The sequence below is a fragment of the Anabaena cylindrica UHCC 0172 genome (assembly GCF_034931625.1).
In the GTDB taxonomy this organism is placed as follows: Bacteria; Cyanobacteriota; Cyanobacteriia; order Cyanobacteriales; family Nostocaceae; genus Anabaena; species Anabaena cylindrica_A.
Genome location: NZ_JAYGGY010000085.1, coordinates 36,291 through 57,039, shown reverse-complemented (window position 1 = coordinate 57,039; position 20,749 = coordinate 36,291). Strand labels below are relative to the sequence as shown.

Sequence of the window (20,749 nt, the reverse complement as noted above, 5' to 3'; positions counted from 1 at the left end):
AGTCTGCCACCAGAAATAGGACAACTCACCAACCTCCAATCCCTCTACCTCAGTAACAATCAACTCAGCAGTCTGCCACCGGAAATAGGACAACTCACTAACTTGAAGCAACTTGAACTTGATGAGAAAAAAATAATCAATCTTCCACCAGAAATAAAAGCGCAGGGATTACAAGCAATTCTTAATTTTTATCGGCAACAGTTAGAACAAGAATCTGATCTTTTATATGAGGCTAAATTTTTGGTTGTCGGTGAAGGAGGTGCAGGTAAAACCTCTTTGGTAAAGAAGATTGAAAATGAAAAATACGAACTTCGATCAGATGAAAAATTAACTGAAGGTATTGATGTCATTCAATGGAAATTCAACCTAGATAATGGTCAAGAATTTCGTGTTAACATTTGGGACTTTGGTGGACAAGAAATTTATCATCAAACCCACCAATTTTTTCTAACTTCACGTTCTTTCTATGCCTTAGTTGCGGATGATCGTAAAGAAAATACTGATTTTTATTATTGGCTAAAAGTTGTAGAACTGTTGAGTGATAATAGCCCAGTTATCATTATTAAAAACGAAAAACAAGAACGTCAATGTGAAGTCAACGAACGCCAATTGCGAGGAGAATTTCTAAATCTCAAAGAAGTTTTACCAGCTAACTTAGCGACTAATCGTGGTTTAATAGAAATTAAAAATGCTATTCAGCAATACATAAATAAACTTCCTCATGTTGGTACACCTCTACCAAAAATTTGGGTGAAAGTTCGTTCTGATTTAGAAACCGAATCTCGCAACTATATCAGTCTTGAAGAATACTACAACCTTTGTAAACTCAATAGTTTAACTAAACGTGAGGATATGCTGCTGCTAGGTCGCTATTTGCATGACCTCGGCGTTTGCTTGCATTTTCAAGATGATCCTACACTTAAACACTATGTCATCCTCAAACCAGAATGGGGTACTACAGCAGTTTACAAAGTGCTAGACAATAAAAACGTTATTAAAAATTTAGGATGTTTTACCCAAGAGAATCTTGCAGAAATTTGGAAAGATGTCGAATATACTGACATGAGAGATGAACTGCTGCAATTGATGATGCGGTTTAAACTTTGTTACCCAATTCCTAATTATGACGGGAAATATATTTCACCCCAACTACTCGACATCAACCAACCTGAATACACCTGGGATAAATCCCATAATTTAATTTTACGCTACAAATATGAATTCATGCCCAAAGGAATTATCACTCGCTTCATTGTAGAAACACATCCTTGGATTGAAGAGCAAAAACAAGTTTGGAGAAGTGGCGTTATTCTCAATAAAGATCAAACTCGTGCTGAAGTAATTGAAAACTATAATCAAAAGGAAATTAAAATCCGTGTAGTCGGAAGTCGTAAAAAAGAATTGTTGACTGTCATCACACACGAACTCGATAAAATACATCGTTCTTTTGAGCGTTTGAAATATGATACTCTTGTTCCTTGTAACTGCAAAGAATGTGAAGGAAGTCAAACACCTCATGCTTATCCTCTAGAATCATTACGTAAACGTTTATATGCTAATCGTTATCAAATCGAGTGCGAAAATAGTTTTGAAATGGTTAATGTTCGCAGGTTAATTGATGATGTGAGTCTACTAATCCAAGAATTAAATCAAGAATTGCAAACCCAAGTTACACCGTTACAAACTGAACTTGACAACCAGAAAAAAGAATCATTTAATGTAATTAATATTCATAATCACGTAACAACAGAGAGTAATTCCATGTCAGAAGCTTATCAATCTAAATATGACCAAAGAAATGCAAATAACCAATTTGTAGATACAGCCCAATCTGGTAGTAATGTCACATTTAATCAAAATAATTACACAGCAGAACAAAAACAGAATTTAGCCGAAGCCGCAGCAGAAATCCAACAACTGCTTCATCAATTATCTAAAAACAATCAAACAGCGACAAACGAAGGAATAACCAACGCCATTCATCAAGAAATTAAACGCAACCCAACCCTAAAATCCAGATTAATATCTGCACTTAAAGCTGGTGGATTAGAAGCATTAAAAGCGATATTTAATCATCCTGTTTTTAGTATTCCAGCGGAAACCATCAAAGGATTTTTAGAAGCAGAATAAATCCTCTTATTTCCTCTCCGTGCCTCTGCGCCTCTGCGTGAGAAAAAATCTTGTTACTTCCTTTCACCACAACATCCGATTGAGAAAATGCCGTAACAATTTTATCCCCCTTGGTTCTTGATAATCTGTAGGTAACAAAGCCTGAATCGCCTTTTCCAATGCTGCTAAAGCAGTATCTATTTCCTGACGCTTCGGCCTTTTAGTTGGGGGAAAGTATAAAGGTTCACCCACACGAATCGTTAACTTTTTTCTCAAAAACAAGTCATGAGTGCCAATTAATGCAATTGGTATGATTGGTAATCCAGCCCGCAAAGCATAAATTACCGTCCCGCGTTTGAAAGGATGCAAATGACCCTCAGCAGTTCCCAATCTCCCTTCAGGAAAGAGAATCAACCCATCTCCATGATTAAAAATGGCCGCAACAATCCGATCTATGCGGCGTAACGTCTGGATATCTCCACCGGGGTTGACATTTTCTTGAATGGCTGTAGCTAATTCCTTCACCTCCTCCTGTCCAGCTTTCGCAGCAGCTATAACAGCGAGTTCTTCACCCCAAATTCGCTCTAAGGGAATTACACCACCTGCAAAACCTAAAATAAAGCGTTTCCAGAATTTGTTGTAGAGAGTGCGGGCATCACCGAGAATGTAATAGTGGGGTTGGGTGGGAATTTCTGAGAGTAATACTAAAGGGTCGAAGTGGTGAAGATGGTTAGCAGCTAAGATGGCTGGTATGGGCGGGATATTTTCGATGTTTTGGACTCTGATAGAAAAAAGAGCATGAATGAGCGATCGCACTACCCAACGTCTGATATGAGCATTAACTCGTGGTTCCCTATATTCCTGACTAATAGCAGATAACTGATTGAGAGTAGTTTCTATAGTATGACGAATAGAGCGATGACACGCCGCAGCCACACCTTCCCTTACCCGCTTGATAGTTGCATCAGTCAAAGGCGGTAAAGTTTCTAATTCTGGCTGATGACTTGATCTCAATTCCCCATCAGCTTGGACTTCAGGAGAAGATTCGCTCGAAGAACTATTCATGAACCAATCATAATGGTTGATTGTCTACTCTAAAATACTCCCCTGTCAGAAGTCTATATATATCAAAGTTATCCTTTGTCATATCCAAGACATAACAATATTTAAGCAAATCCGTCACAAAAACTCAAAATTTCTGTAATTCTTCCCACAGTTAGAAGCTATTTTCCCTACAATGTACGTTGATAAGCTCATAGCTTGCTGGGAAAGAACGTAAAAAATTAACCCTATGATTTACCACAGCGTAGGCACATTTAAAGGTGTTGGGGGACTTGACCTGTATTACCAAAGCTGGAAAGGGGGTGCAGTACGGGCAATATTAGTACTGGTACATGGACTGGGAGGACACAGCGGACTTTACAAAAATGTAATTGAGCATTTGCTACCCCAGCAATATGCCATCTATGGCTTAGATTTACGTGGACATGGGCGCTCACCAGGTCAAAGAGGCTACATAAATACTTGGGCTGAGTTTCGTGATGACGTGCGAGCCTTCTTACAAATGATTCAGCAGCAGCAACCAGGATGCCCAATTTTCCTATTTGGTCATAGCATGGGCGGAATGATAGTTTTAGACTACACTCTGCACTATCCCCAAGATACATCTGCATTGCAAGGTGTGATTGCCTTTGCACCAAGCATTGGAGAAGTGGGAGTATCACCTATTCGCATAATGTTAGGAAAAATGCTCTCCCAGGTGTGGCCGCGTTTTTCCTTAAATACGGGACTAGACACAACGGCTGGTTCACGAAATGCAAAAATTATAACTAACTACAATCAAGATAATTTGCGGCATACCCGCGCCACAGCCCGTTTCTCCACAGAATTCTTCGTTACACTTGCCTGGATTCATGCCCATGCTGCCGAATGGAAAGTACCCCTATTAATTTTACATGGTGGTGCAGACAGAGTCGCTTTACCTGAGGGCAGTGAACTTTTCTACCAGCGAGTAACTTACCCAGATAAACTACGCATAGAGTATCCGGAAGCCTATCACGATTTACATTGTGACATTAATTATCCTCAAGTCTTAACCGATCTAAGTAATTGGATGGAACAACATTTACCCTCTGAAATAGGCCGATTAGAACCGGCGATGAGCAATGATTGAAAATACGTAGACTGCGTTTGAAGGGAGAGCAACGCGATTTTGTGAAAAATTCAGGGTAAAACAGGGGGAATGGGAGGCAGAAAAAACCTTTACCCTCTTTACCCAAACCAACTGACAAATTTGAGAGTCTTAACCGGGCAGTATGGAAACCAGTATAATCTCGGTTAGATTCAAGACTTATTATTCTTACTTAGACAAATTATCTTCAGACAGTTTTAGGTGAATTTCACCACAAAATGCTTAATCTTTACATAATATGCCTACATCTTTGTAGAAATTTCACGAAAAGCCATAGTAATTGGAACTTCAGTAATATTACTATTAGTTAGTTATTGAAAGCTAACTTATTTTTCATTTAAAAGATACAAATTGATAAATAAGTTGGCATTAAAAACTATCGTTATGACAAATTATCAGTCATGAAAAAAGAGGTTTTTAGGCAACCTTACTTGTCATGGCATAGTTTGTCTTTTGCATTTTTCTACTTAGGTTTTGAATTACTTCACACATATACAAGGATAAAGTTATGGCAGATGAAAATCTCTTAATCTTCAACTCAACATTACCAACCAACTCTACTGAAATAATCACCAATTACGATACACCAACAGCAGGAACGGTATCTCTTTTACCCAGTTACATAAATGTCACCATTACTAATGGCGGCTTACTCAATGGAGTTTATGACGCTTGGTGTATTAACAGTAACTTTAACATTGCTAAAGGTACTTATAACAACGCTAGTGTATATTCCAGCTATGGAAACATTCCTACAGGTATACTTTATACAGGTTCACAGACAATCACTTCATTGCCTGACCCTTACCTGGATAAACTCCAGCAAATCAATTGGCTTTTAAATAACGTTACTGAAGAAGCCAATATCGTCAACAATAAATATCAATACAATGGCTTTGATTACACACAGTATGATGTGCAGTTAGCCATCTGGATACTTCTTGGTGAGACGAACATATTAAATAGCGGTGACTATAATACATTACAAGACTATAGTCAGGCCAACGCAGATAGGCTAGTGGATATGGCCATAACTAATGGCACTAGCTTTGTACCAGTAGCAGGACAAGATTTGGGTGTCATCATTAAAGGATCTGGACAGCAGCCCATCTTGATGGAAGTCAAAACTGCGGGTATTGGAGATTTTGTTTGGCATGACTTAAATGCTAATGGAATTCAAGAAGCCAACGAAGAAGGAATAGATGGTGTAACAGTAACATTACTCGATACAAACGGTAATGTTCTTGGCACAACTATTACTGGAGACAACCTCCACACAGCAGAAATAGAAAAAGGATACTATCAGTTTGGTCCCTTGCTGCCTAGTAGCTATCAGGTGAAATTTAGCTTACCGACCGATTTTCATGCTGTTAGTCCCTATCTTCAAACCAGCGATACAGCCCTTGATTCTAATGCTAACCCCAACAATAACCTCACCTCTAATCTTGTCACCTTAGTCGGTGGAGAAATCAATACCACAATTGATGCAGGATTCTATAAATTGGCATCATTAGGAGATTATGTCTTTGCTGATAACAACAACAACGGCATTCAAGATGCAGGAGACACAGCCTTAAATGGTGTCACAGTAGAACTCATCCAAAATGGTCAAGTAATTAACTCAAGCACAACTAATGCAGATGGTTCATACCTGTTTGCTGGTTTAACTCCTGGAGACTATCAAGTTAAATTCACATCTCCTGATGGCTATATCTTCACAACAGCAAATGTGGGAGATGATGGAACTGATAGTGATGCAGATGCCACAGGATTAACCCAAACAGTCAACTTAACAAGTGGAGAATTCAACGGTACATTAGATGCCGGGTTAGTTCTCCTCGCCAGCTTAGGAGATTTTGTCTGGCATGACTTAAATGCAGATGGAATTCAAGATGCTAACGAACCCGGAATTGCAGCAGCTACAGTCAAGCTGATTAATCCCAACACAAGTGCAGTGATTGCCACCACCACCACAGATAGTGATGGCAAATATAGCTTTGAAGGATTAACTCCAGGGGATTACAAGGTGATGTTTGTCACTCCTGATGGGTTTAGCCAAATTAGTCCAAGCAATGTGGGTGGGGATGATAGCGTTGATTCTGATGGCTTAATTTCAGATGTCATCAACCTGTCACCAGGGGAAAATGACCCCACAATTGATGCAGGGTTCTATAACTTGGCATCATTAGGAGATTATGTCTTTGCTGATAACAACAACAACGGCATTCAAGATGCAGGAGACACAGCCTTAAATGGTGTCACAGTAGAACTCATCCAAAATGGTCAAGTAATTAACTCAAGCACAACTAATGCAGATGGTTCATACCTGTTTGCTGGTTTAACTCCTGGAGACTATCAAGTTAAATTCACATCTCCTGATGGCTATATCTTCACAACAGCAAATGTGGGAGATGATGGAACGGATAGTGATGCAGATGCCACAGGATTAACCCAAACCGTCACCTTAACAAGTGGAGAATTCAACGGTACATTAGATGCCGGGTTAGTTCTCCTTGCCAGCTTAGGAGATTTTGTCTGGCACGACTTAAATGCAGATGGAATTCAAGATGCCAACGAACCCGGAATTGCAGAAGCTACAGTCAAGCTAATTAATCCCAACACAGGTGCAGTGATTGCCACCACGACAACAGATAGTGATGGCAAATATAGCTTTGAAGGATTAACTCCAGGGGATTACAAGGTGATGTTTGTCACTCCTGATGGGTTTAGCCAAATTAGTCCAAGCAATGTGGGTGGGGATGATAGCGTTGATTCTGATGGCTTAATTTCAGATGTCATCAACCTGTCACCAGGGGAAAATGACCCCACAATTGATGCAGGGTTCTATAACTTGGCATCATTAGGAGATTATGTCTTTGCTGATAACAACAACAACGGCATTCAAGATGTAGGAGAAGCAGGTGTAGCTGGTATAAGCGTTACCCTGATTGCTGGGGGTGCAGATGGCATTATCAATGGTATTGGTGATACTACCGTCACCACTACTACAAATGCTAATGGCAATTACAACTTCGCAGGACTGACTCCAGGGGAACAATATCAAGTTGAATTCTCTGGTTTACCTGCGGGATATCAGTTTACTCAAGCTGATGCAGGTACTGATGATTCTATAGACTCCGATGCTAATCCCAGCACTGGCAAAACTCAGATTGTCACTCTTGCTTCTGGTGAAAACAACCTCACTTTAGATGCAGGTGTTTATCAAAATGTTGGTGATCTGTCAATTACCAAAACCGACGGTTTGACAACTGTTACCCCTGGACAGCAAATAACCTATACCATTGTCGTCAATAACAATGGTCTGATCACTGCTACCAACGCCCTGGTGAGCGATATCATGCCCAGTGATCTAACCAACGTCACCTGGACAAGTGTGGCAACCGGAGGAGCTACGGATAATGAAACCAGTGGCACAGGTGATATCAACGATTATGTGACTCTGACAGGTGGTAGTAGCATCACTTATACGGTGAACGGTACAGTAGCTGCCAGCGCTGGGTCATCCGGTGCCAACACCAACACTACAACTAGCAAATTTGACTTCAGTGGTAATAGTTGGACAGATGGAACAGATGGTAATATTCGGACTTTCACCAAGGACGGTATCTCAGTCAAAACAAGTGCATTTAGTCGAGATAGTTCTGGAAGTTGGAAAACTGCCTATCTCGGTAGCTACACTGGTGGTTTAGGTGTTACCGACAGCAGTGAAGGTAATGGTTCTGGCGGACTGCATCGTGTGGATAATGTGGGACGGAATAACTATGTTCTGTTTGAGTTCTCTGATTCAGTGGTTGTTGATCGTGCCTTCCTCGATTATGTAATTGATGACAGTGATATCTCCGTTTGGATTGGTAACTTTAATAATCCATTCAATAATCACCTCACCTTAAGTGATTCTGTTCTCAACAACTTTGGCTTCACTGAAGTCAACTTCGGTGGTAGTAGCGATCGCTGGGCAGATATCAATGCAGCTAATAATGTTGGTAATACTCTAGTGATTGCCGGTAAAACAGGGGATGCAAACGATCAATTTAAGATTGAGTATTTAGATGTTCAGAAATATGTTCCGCCAACAACGATTTCTCTGACTAACACCGCTACAGTGACTGTTCCCACTGGTTTCAACGACACCAACCCCAACAACAACAGTGCTACCGATACTGACACTGTGGTTGCAGTCTCCAACGTGAAAATTGGCGATCGCGTTTGGTACGACACAAACGGTAACGGTGTCCAAGATACAGGCGAATCTGGCGTTGCAGGTGTAGCTATTAAGCTCTTTAACCAAGGGGGTACTCAAGTCGGGACAACGACCACCGATGCCAACGGTCTCTACCAATTCACTGTTAACTCCAATAGCACCTACAGCATTCAATTTGTTGAACCCACCGGCTTCGATGGATTCACCACTGCTAATGTAGGTAACGATGTGGCTGATAGTGATGTTGTCAATACGAACGGAACAACGGCTCAATTCTCAGTGGGAACGACCGATGACTTGACGATTGACGCAGGACTAATCAAAAATATCGGCGACTTATCAATTACCAAAACCGACGGTTTGACAACTGTTACCCCTGGACAGCAAATAACCTATACCATTGTCGTCAATAACAATGGTCTGATCACTGCTACCAACGCCCTGGTGAGCGATATCATGCCCAGTGATCTAACCAACGTCACCTGGACAAGTGTGGCAACCGGAGGAGCTACGGATAATGAAACCAGTGGCACAGGTGATATCAACGATTATGTGACTCTGACAGGTGGTAGTAGCATCACTTATACGGTGAACGGTACAGTAGCTGCCAGCGCTGGGTCATCCGGTGCCAACACCAACACTACAACTAGCAAATTTGACTTCAGTGGTAATAGTTGGACAGATGGAACAGATGGTAATATTCGGACTTTCACCAAGGACGGTATCTCAGTCAAAACAAGTGCATTTAGTCGAGATAGTTCTGGAAGTTGGAAAACTGCCTATCTCGGTAGCTACACTGGTGGTTTAGGTGTTACCGACAGCAGTGAAGGTAATGGTTCTGGCGGACTGCATCGTGTGGATAATGTGGGACGGAATAACTATGTTCTGTTTGAGTTCTCTGATTCAGTGGTTGTTGATCGTGCCTTCCTCGATTATGTAATTGATGACAGTGATATCTCCGTTTGGATTGGTAACTTTAATAATCCATTCAATAATCACCTCACCTTAAGTGATTCTGTTCTCAACAACTTTGGCTTCACTGAAGTCAACTTCGGTGGTAGTAGCGATCGCTGGGCAGATATCAATGCAGCTAATAATGTTGGTAATACTCTAGTGATTGCCGGTAAAACAGGGGATGCAAACGATCAATTTAAGATTGAGTATTTAGATGTTCAGAAATATGTTCCGCCAACAACGATTTCTCTGACTAACACTGCCACAGTAACTGCACCCAGTGGTTTCACTGACACCAATCTGGCTAACAACAACGCTACTGATGTAAATACAGTCATCGCTGGCTCAAACCTTCCATCAGCTCCTGGTGTGCGTACTCCTGGATTCTGGCAAAATACAAGTTGGCAAAAATTCTGGGATGGTGTCCAAGGCAACGAACCATCACAAAAAGAAGAAGCCAATTTCCCCAACAGCGATCTTCTGTTTGCACCCTATACCAACTCTGCACAGCCTGGAAAAGTTCTTGATTCAGTGAAAGGACAGTATGACATAGGGCTACTCATCGGTGACTACAACCGCAATGGCAAAACAGACGCAGGAGAAGATACCATCTTCTATACCCGCGCTCAAGCACTCCAAATGGTTGATTCTTCAGAGCATCCCAATGGAGATAAACGGTATGATCTTGGTCGCTCTTTGGTTGCTAGTTGGTTGAATTATCTTGCTGGCAACCCCATTGACACAGCCAATCCAAACGATAAAGATGCTCGATACTATATCAACGAAGGCATCAATTGGTTGCAAGCCTTCACTCCAGACGAAAATGGCGATAAGAAAGGTGATGGCGCGATATACCAAATGACTGGTAGCACTGCCAGTAGCCCCCGGCTTGCTAATAGCTACTGGAATTTAGGTATTTCCAATGCTTCTGATTTACCAAGTCCTTACAAATCCAACACCAATGTTCTCTATCCCTTAGATGCTGGTAGTATCATTAATACAGCACTGGATAATTACAACAACGGTCTAGGTCTTGCAGACAATGTTTTCCACGGATGAAACGCATAAATCGTTAGAAGTACTAATTTTAGCGATAGCGTAAGCGCTGCTGCAAGCAGTTCGCTCTTCCTGCTTAATCTAATTCCTCCGTTAAACTCTGAGTTTGGCGGGGGTCAAATACTTTGGATGATATAGATAGAATTTCAGACAATTTTAGATTGTGGATTATAGTCGGCTTTCTGAGATTTTTTATGCTAACTTTCGCCGATTAAGCATACTCAAAATGGTGAGGAATTTTACTTTTTATTGATGAAAAAACTGGCTTTCCCTGTTCACGAGGAGAGATTTAGAGAGGGGGTTCTATATTTGGTTAAATTATGAACTTTTTGCTGTATACTAAAAAATCAAAAAATTAGATTAATTATGAAAAATCAAAATGTAGAAAATACTCCTTTAAATTCCTATTCCAATCCTGAAAGATTCTGGCAGAGTTTTTTGCGAGATTTCACAGATCCTCTCACATTACCTGCAAGCACTCCTTGTTCTTCATCCCATCAAACCCAGGAAATTCGCATTTCAAGCTGTAAAAATTCAGATTTGAAAACTTTTATTCAAAACCATAAACTAAGCATTAATACCTTAATTAATGGGGCATTAGCTCTACTTTTAAGTCATTACACTAGAGAAACAGATATTCTCTTTGGTGTAATCAAAGAAAAACTTGATTTCGACATTCTACCTGTGCAAGTTTCCGTTGATGCCAATGCTTCATTATTAGCATGGTTAGAAGAACTAGAAAGACAATGGTCAATTTTGATCAATTGCGAATCTACTCCCCTAAAACAAATCCGAGAATGGAGTGAAATTTACCCAGAATTACCATTATTTGAAATCTTGGTGATATTTGGAAATTATGAAAAATTAGAATGCCTTAAATTGACTGACTATCCTCTAATTTTATCTATTGATACAGAGTCAGATTTATTAATAAAAAGTCACTATCAGCAAACTCAATTTGCAGACGATGTCATAATGAGAATGTTAGAACATCTAGAAACTCTATTAACAAATATAATTAATCTTCCCGAACAAACTCTTGCTCATATACCTTTACTTACAGAAAAAGAAAGATATCAATTATTAGTTGAGTGGAATCAAACTCAGACAGATTATCCTCAAAATAAGTGCATTCATCAACTATTTCAAGAACAAGTAGAGAGAACACCTGATGCAGTTGCAGTAGCATTTGAGAATGAACAACTAACTTATCAAGAACTCAATCAACGTGCGAATCAATTAGCCAATTATCTGCAAACATTAGGAGTACAACCAGAGGTTTTAGTTGGTATTTGCACAGAGCGATCTCTAGAAATGATTGTTGGTATATTAGGTATTCTGAAAGCAGGTGGAGCTTATGTACCTTTAGATATTACCTATCCCAGAGAGCGGTTAGCTTTCATGTTATCAGATTCCCAGGTATCAATACTATTAACACAACAGCATTTAATTGCAAAAATACCAGAACATCAAGCGAAAATAGTTTGTTTAGATCACGATTGGGAACATATCACCAAAACACCCTCAGACAAGATAGAAAAAACTGTTAAAACCAATAACATAGCCTATATTATTTATACATCTGGGTCAACCGGTCAACCTAAAGGTGTTCTCATTCCTCACTCTAATGTCGTGCGTTTATTTGCAGCTACTCAATCTTGGTTTCAATTTAATCACAATGATGTTTGGAGTCTTTTTCATTCCTATGCTTTCGACTTTTCCGTCTGGGAAATTTGGGGTGCGCTTTTATATGGTGGTCGTTTGGTAATTATTCCTTATTATGTCAGTCGCTCACCAGAATTATTTTATCAATTATTAGCTCACGAAAAAATTACAGTTTTAAATCAAACACCTTCAGCTTTTCAGCAACTGATGCAAATAGAAGCATCTTTAAAAAATGAGCATAATTTGAACTTACGCTTTGTGATTTTTGGTGGAGAAGCACTGAATATTCAAAGCTTAAAACCTTGGTTTGACACACATGGAGACAAGTCTCCTCAATTAGTGAATATGTATGGGATTACGGAAACCACCGTTCATGTTACCTATCGTCCCATCAATATAGCTGATCTCAGTTCTCCATCAAAAGTAATCGGTTGTGCAATTCCCGATTTACAACTTTATATCTTAAATTCTCAACTGCAACCTGTACCGATTGGTGTTGCTGGGGAAATATATGTTGGAGGTGCAGGTTTAGCGCGTGGTTATTTAAAACGACCAGAATTAACAACTGAAAGGTTTATTTCGCACCCATTTAATCATCAACCAGATGCTCGTCTTTATAAAACGGGGGATTTAGGACGTTATTTACCTAATGGTGATATTGAATATCTAGGACGCATTGATAATCAAGTAAAAATTCGCGGTTTCAGAATTGAATTAGGAGAAATCGAAGCCGTATTAAATCAACATCCAAATCTGAGAGCAGCTAAAGTTATCACTAGAGAAGATATTCCTGGAGATAAAAGATTAGTTGCTTATATTATCCCTACTAACAGTGAAAATTCCACATCAGAAATATCTCATCAAATTCGTGCATACCTCAAAGAAAATTTACCTGATTATATGATTCCTGCTGCTTTTGTGGTGTTAGAAACTTTTCCTTTAACTCCCAACGGCAAAATTGACCATCGAGCTTTTCCTGTTCCCGATTTTTCAGCTTCTGCAAATAATTATCTTGCTCCCCGTAATCCCACAGAAGAAATCCTCGTGCAAATTTGGAGTCAGGTTCTGAAAATAGAAAATATTGGCATTCATGATAACTTCTTTGAATTAGGAGGACATTCTCTATTAGGTACGCAAGTAACCTCCAGAATTAGACAAGTATTAAGACAAGAAATACCTATACGTTTATTATTTGAATTTCCGACTATTGCTCAATTATCTGCACAAATTGGCATTACCAAAGTAACTGATCATAAGTTATCAATGCCAGCAATTGCACCTAGACAATACCAAGAAAATCTGCCACTATCTTTTGCTCAACAACGTCTTTGGTTTTTAGATCAATTACAACCAAATAGCACTGCTTATAATCTAGCCTACACTTTTGAGATTCAGGGTTTACTCAATATCAGTGCATTAGAACAAAGTATTGATCAAATTATCCAGCGCCATGAAATTCTCCGCACTAATTTTGTAATTATAGATGGAGAAGCAACTCAGATTATTAATAATATTGACTTCCATTTACCCATCATTGATGTACAGTGGGAAGCAGAAGTTAAGAAAATCGTTAATCAAGAAGCAGAAAAAACTGTTAATTTAGCTCAAGATTTTCTATTTCGCATCACCTTGATACGATTGAATGCAGAGAAACATCTGCTATTAATGAATATTCACCACATTATTTTTGATGGTTGGTCTTTTGGAATCTTTTTTGATGAATTAAAAACACTTTACACAGCTTATTGTGAAGGTTTAAATTCTTCTTTACCACAACTACCTATTCAATATCCAGACTTTACATTGTGGCAGCAACAGTGGCTGAGTGGTGCTATTTTAGAATCGCAATTAAATTACTGGCAACAGCAATTAAGTGGAGATTTACCTCTATTAGAATTACCTACAGATCGTCTTCGTCCCAGACTGCAAACCTATACAGGAGCAACACAATCCTTTATTTTATCACCTGAATTAACTACAAGCATTACATCTCTGGCTCAAAAAGAGGGTGTGACTTTGTTCATGACTTTACTAACAGCATTTAAAGTATTACTTTGCCGTTACAGTAGTCAAGAAGATGTGATTGTGGGAACTCCCATTGCAGGACGTAACCGCAGAGAAATTGAAGGTTTGATGGGATTTTTTGTGAATACTTTAGTATTGCGGACTGACTTAGGTAATAATCCTAGTTTTAGAGAATTACTAAGTCGAGTCCGACGGGTATGTTTAGAAGCATATACTCATCAAGATGTCCCATTTGAACAGTTAGTTGAGGTTTTGCAACCAGAACGTCATTTAAATCATACTCCTATATTTCAGGTGATGTTTGCTTTGCAAAATGCACCAATGGGAGAATTACAGCTATCAAATTTGACGGTGACAGCTTTAAAATCAGCAACACAAACTGCAAAATTTGACCTCACTCTGTCAATGGAAGAACGAAATGGACAACTAATAGGTGAGTGGGAATATAATACGGATTTGTTTGATGATTCGACAATGGAGCGAATGATTAGAAATTTTCAGATTTTATTATCTGGGATATTGGCCAATCCTGAGCAAAATATTTGGAAATTGCCTTTACTTACAACAGAGGAAAAACATCAATTATTAATTGCATGGAATCAGACTGAGGTAAATTCTTCTCAGAATCAATTGATTTATCAGTTGTTTGAAGAACAAGTAAGGAAAACACCTGATGCAGTCGCGGTGGTGTTTGAGAATGAACAACTAACATATCAAGAACTGAATCAACGTGCGAATCAATTAGCAAATTATTTGCGAAGATTGGGAGTTAGAGCCGATAAATTAGTAGGATTGTGTTTAGAAACATCTTTGGCAAGAATTGTCGGGTTGTTGGGAATTCTCAAAGCAGGAGGTGTTTATTTACCTCTAGATCCGGTTTATCCTCAAGAACGTCTGAGATTTATGATGGAGGATTCACAAGTTTCTATTCTTTTGACTCAGGAATTTTTAGCTGCTAAGTTATCAGTAAATTCGCTGCAAGTCGTGAATTTAGATGCAGATTGGCAAAAGATTTCCAACGAATCGGTAAATAATCTTCAGAGTTGCGTCACTGGAGAAAATCTAGCTTATGTGATTTATACTTCTGGTTCGACAGGTATTCCCAAAGGGGTTTTGATATCTCATCAAGCGATCGCACATCACTCTCAGAATATCATAGAGCATTATGAGTTAAAGGCAAGCAATGACCGCATTTTACAATTTGCATCCCTGAGTTTCGATGTATCCTTAGAGCAAATTTTACCCACTTTGGCAGTTGGAGCAACCCTCATCTTAGTCAATGCAAAATTATTAACTCCCTGGGAATTTCACCAAAAATTGATTGATTACGATTTAACGGTTGTGAATATTCCTCCAATTTACCTGAATCAATGGTTGCAATTTTTGGCTGAAACTGCTGATGCTAATCCCATAAATCACCTCAGATTAGTCATTTGTGGTGGTGAAGCACTTCCACCAGAAACCCTAAAAATTTGGAAAAATAGTTCCCTCAAAGGAATATGTTTAATTAATGCTTACGGACCAACTGAAACAACAATAACAGCAATCACTTTTACAGTACCTCCAGAAATTACACCAATAGAATCTTACAACAATATTCCCATTGGACGACCATTACCAAACCGCAAGGTATATATTCTTGATCAACAAAAAAATCCCGTTCCCATTGGTGTTACTGGAGAATTATATATTGGTGGAGAAGGTTTAGGACTAGGTTATTTAAATCGACCAGAATTAACAGAACAGAAATTCCTTACCAATCCCTTTGAAGATGCAAAATTATATAAAACTGGTGATTTAGTTCGTTACCTCCCAGATGGTAATATTCAATTTTTAGGTCGCATTGACAACCAAGTAAAAATTCGTGGTTTTCGGATAGAATTAGGAGAAATAGAAGCTCTATTAAATAAACATCTAACTATTCGGGATGCTAAAGTGATCACGAGAGAAGATATTCCTGGTGATAAAAAATTAGTTGCCTATATTATTCCTAAATCTGGAAATGCAGATTTCATCCCCTTACAATCAGAAATTTCTGATCAAATACGTGAATATCTCAAACAGCAACTACCTGATTACATGATTCCTTCTGCCTTTGTGGTTTTAGAATCTTTTCCTTTGACTCCCAACGGCAAAATTGACTATCATGCTTTTCCTATTCCCGATTTTTCTACTCCTCAAAATCATTATATTGCTCCTATAACTCCTACACAAAAAATCCTGGCTAATATTTGGAGTCAGTTACTTAAAGTAGAAACCATTGGCATTGATGATAACTTCTTCAATTTAGGTGGACATTCATTACTGGCCACAATGCTCATTTCCCGAATCAGAAAAACCTTTAACATAGAAATACCGCTACGTTTATTATTTGAATTTCCTACCATCTCCCAACTTTCTGAGCATATCTACAATACTGAAAAAATCTCTGATTCTTTATCATTACCAGCAATTGAACCTAGAAAACAAAAGGGAAATATACCACTTTCCTTCGCTCAACAGCGTCTTTGGTTTTTAGCACAATTAGAACCCAACAATATTGCTTATAATATGCCGTTGATATTACGACTCCAGGGTTCACTCAATATCACAGCATTAGAAAAAACCATTAGTGAAATCATCCAACGTCATGAAATTCTCCGCACGAATTTTATCTCATTAGACGGACAACCAATTCAAGTAGTCACTGATCATATGACTTTTAATTTACCTATCATTGATTTACAACTTTTATCGGATGATAACCGAGAAATAGAAGTTAAAAAAATAGCCAATCAAGAAGCAGGAAAACCTGTCGATTTAGTTAAAGATTCACTATTTCGTGTCAAACTATTGCGATTGAGTCCAGAAGAATATCTGCTGTTATTTAATATTCATCATATTATTTTTGATGGCTGGTCTGATGATGTATTGCGAAGGGAAATGGCAGCACTTTATCAAGCATTTTCTAGAGGAAATTCCTCACCATTATCACCACTTACCATCCAATATGCTGACTTTTCTCTGTGGCAGAGTGACTGGGTGACAGGTGAAATTTTAGAGTCTCAACTTGTTTACTGGAAACAACAATTAAGTGGTGATTTACCTATATTAGAATTGCCTACAGACCATCCCCGTCCAAAAATGCAAACTTATCAAGGAGCAACTCATTCTCTGATTTTATCTTCAGAATTAACTGCAAGTATCAAATTACTTTCACAAACAGAGAATGTAACTTTGTTCATGACTTTACTCGCAGCATTCAAGATATTACTTTGTCGCTATACTGGACAAAATGATGTAATTGTGGGAACTCCTATTGCGGGACGTAACCGCAGAGAAATTGAAGACTTAATTGGGTTTTTTGTCAATACTTTAGCTTTGCGGACTGACTTGAGTGGCAATCCTAGTTTTCGAGAATTACTAAATCGTGTGCGGCAAGTTACTTTAGATGCTTATGCTCACCAAGATTTACCTTTTGAAAAGTTAGTCGAAGAACTCCAACCTCAAAGACATTTAAGCCATACTCCGATATTTCAAGTTTGGTTTAATATGATCAATTTGAATATAAATGCTCTTGAACTTAATGATTTAAAAATCGAGCCTATAACGATTATTGAAACTACTTCTAAGTTTGATTTGAATCTCTATATAGAAGAAAAGAATAATGAGATTCATCTGCAATTTGTTTATAACAATATTCTCTTTAATGCAGATACAATTGAATGGATGGCAAAACATTTCCAGCGATTGTTGACAGGACTTTCTGTTCATCCAGAAAAACCTATTTCGACTTTCTCTCTTATAACTGAAAGAGAACGTTATGAATTATCTCATTTCCGTAATTCTCATCGTCCTATTAATTCATTTATTGAGTTTTCAAAACTAGAAATTGAACAATCTATCCCGGCACGATTTGAAGAGCAAGTTAAAAAATATCCCGATAATATTGCTATCAAAACCAAAAATTATCAATGGACTTATCAAGAATTAAATTTCCAAGCCAATAAAATTGCTAAAATTATTCTTGAAGAAAGTTTAAATACACAGGCTAATATTGCTTTGTTATTTGACCATGATGCACCAATGATAGCGGCAATTTTGGGAGTGCTGAAAGCGGGTAAAACTTATGTTCCTCTCGACCCCAAATATCCTCAAGATAGGGTTGTTTATATTTTAGAAGATTCTCTTGTTCAAGTGGTTTTAACTAATCATAAAAATTTGCTTCTAGCTCAAGAATTAATTCAGGGAAAACTGCCAATTATTAATATTGATGAAATTAATATTAGTGGTTCTGCTATAGAAATTAATCAACCAATATCACCAGATACTCTTGCTTATATTCTTTATACTTCTGGTTCGACAGGAAAGCCGAAAGGGGTTATCCAAAATCACCGGAATGTTCTACATTTCATCAGAAACTATACCAATAATCTCCATATTTCACAAAATGATAATTTAAGTTTATTTGCATCTTATAGTTTTGATGCAGCGGTGATAGATATTTTTTCTGCTATCTTGAATGGTGCTACTCTCTACCCCTTTGATATCAAAGCAGAAGGTTTAGCTGATTTAGCTACATGGTTAGAGATAGAGAAAATTACTATTTATCATTCTACTCCCACTGTTTATAGAAGCTTTATACAGATTTTATCTGAAAAACAATCAAGGGAAAAAATACAGCTTTCTCAAGTACGTTTAGTAGTGTTGGGAGGAGAACAGGCTATTAAAAGTGATGTGGAATTGTATCAAAAGTACTTTGATGATGAATGTATTTTTGTTAATGGTCTTGGTTCTACAGAATCTTCTTTTAATCTTCAATATTTAATTGATAAAAACACCCAGATTACTCAGCAGTATGTTCCTGTCGGTTATGCCTTTGAAGATACTGAAATTCTTTTGCTTGATGATGAGGGTAAACAAACTGATATTTATGGAGAAATTGCGATTAGAAGTCCTCATGTTGCACTAGGTTATTGGCAGAAACCAGAATTAACAAAAGCTGTGTTTTTAGATGATACGCATGGAAATAAGAGGATTTACCGCACGGGAGATTTAGGCCGATTAACAGCTAATGGTGCTATAGAATGTTTAGGCAGGAAGGATTTTCAAGTAAAAATTCGTGGTTTTCGGATTGAATTAGGGGAAGTTGAAGCTGTTTTAAAACAACATCCTGATGTGAAGGAAACTGTTGTGGTTGCTAGAGAAGATATACCTGGAGAAAAGCGATTAGTTGCTTATATTATTCCTAGTACAAATATTGATGTATTTATTTCTCATCAGTCTTCAATTATCAATGAAATAAAACATTACCTGCAAGAACAGTTGCCTGATTATATGGTTCCTGCGGCTTTTGTCATGCTTGATGTTATGCCTTTGACTCCTAATGGAAAAATTAATCGTCTTGCTCTTCCTGCGCCTGATTTGACGAGTTTGGCAACAGAAAAGTATGTAACTTCATCTGATAATTTGGAACTGCAACTTACAAAGATTTGGGAGAATGTTTTAGGTGTCCGTCCTATTGGTTTAAACGATAACTTTTTCGATGTGGGGGGACATTCACTACTAGCTGTAAAACTATTTGCTCAAATTGAAAAGATATTTGGTAAAAATATTGCGCTGACTACTCTTTTTCAAACTCCGACAATTAAACAATTAGCTAATGTGCTGCGAGATGAAGGATATTCAAGTTCTTGGTCTTCGTTAGTGCCGATTCAACCTCATGGTTCCAAACGACCATTTTTTTATATTCATACTATTTATGGAGGTTTGATCTACAGCCTGAATTTGTTATCTAAGCTGGATGCAGATCAACCAGTTTATGGTTTACAAGCACAGGGTTTAGATGGTAAAAATCCTCATCATACTTGTATTGAGGATATGGCATCTCATTACATTAAAGAAATACAAACCATTCAACCTCATGGGCCTTATATATTGGGTGGGTGGTGTGCTGGAGGGATGATAGCTTATGAAATAGGGCAACAACTTTATGCACAAGGAGAGACTGTTGAATTATTAACTATTTTTGATGCTTATCCTCCCAAAATGATACCGCCATCTGATCAAGTTGTGAATTCTTTATCTATAAGAAAAGCAAACTCTCGTATTTATGAATCTATATCGTATGTAATGGATATGATTAAGCGTAATCGCAGCTATTTTGCTAATTTGACACTGCAACAGCAAATAATTGCGATTTGGGGAAATATTAATCGACGGATTGAGGATAAAATTAAGGAAATTGTCTATCAATTTTATGTGCAGAGGAATCTACCTTTACCGCATAGACTCCGGCATTTAGTAGTTAGAGATGCGATCGCTCAAGCTTACAAAAATTATTGTCCCACGGTTTATCCAGGTCAAGTGATATTTTTTAGAGCGGTTGACCAATCTCAAGAATATGCTCGCTATCTCAAAAGGTGGGAAGAATTAGCTGCTGGTGGCTTAGAAATTCATGATATTCCTGGTAATCACGATAGTATCATGGCTGAACCTCATGTTTCGGTTTTGGCTGAAAAATTAAGGCGCTGTTTTCACACTTAAGC

At 38.1% G+C, this 20,749-nt stretch carries 5 protein-coding genes; 4 read left to right on the top strand and 1 reads right to left on the bottom strand.

The annotated features are described in order from the left end of the window. Positions 1-2,130: COR domain-containing protein (locus tag VB713_RS17855; protein ID WP_323312860.1), on the top strand; the 2,130-nt coding region annotated here is incomplete at its 5' end. A 63-nt stretch (positions 2,131-2,193) separates the two neighbouring features. Here the strand turns inward: VB713_RS17855 and VB713_RS17850 are convergent. Further along, entirely contained in the window at positions 2,194-3,174 is a 981-nt protein-coding gene (locus VB713_RS17850; protein ID WP_323312859.1) for a 1-acyl-sn-glycerol-3-phosphate acyltransferase, read from the bottom strand. Positions 3,175-3,400: 226 nt separating this feature from the next. Between VB713_RS17850 and VB713_RS17845 the strand changes: the two genes are divergently transcribed. From VB713_RS17845 to VB713_RS17835, 3 genes are all read left to right on the top strand, one after another. After that, complete coding sequence (locus VB713_RS17845) at positions 3,401-4,282, top strand: alpha/beta hydrolase (RefSeq protein ID WP_323312858.1); 882 nt, start codon at positions 3,401-3,403, stop codon at positions 4,280-4,282. Positions 4,283-4,808: 526 nt separating this feature from the next. Beyond that, the gene (locus VB713_RS17840) at positions 4,809-10,535 is read left to right on the top strand and encodes an SdrD B-like domain-containing protein (protein ID WP_323312857.1); all 5,727 of its coding nucleotides are present in this window, start codon (positions 4,809-4,811) and stop codon (positions 10,533-10,535) included. Between the two features lie 363 nt (positions 10,536-10,898). Next, the gene (locus VB713_RS17835) at positions 10,899-20,747 is read left to right on the top strand and encodes a non-ribosomal peptide synthetase (protein ID WP_323312856.1); all 9,849 of its coding nucleotides are present in this window, start codon (positions 10,899-10,901) and stop codon (positions 20,745-20,747) included. Positions 20,748-20,749 lie beyond the last annotated feature (2 nt).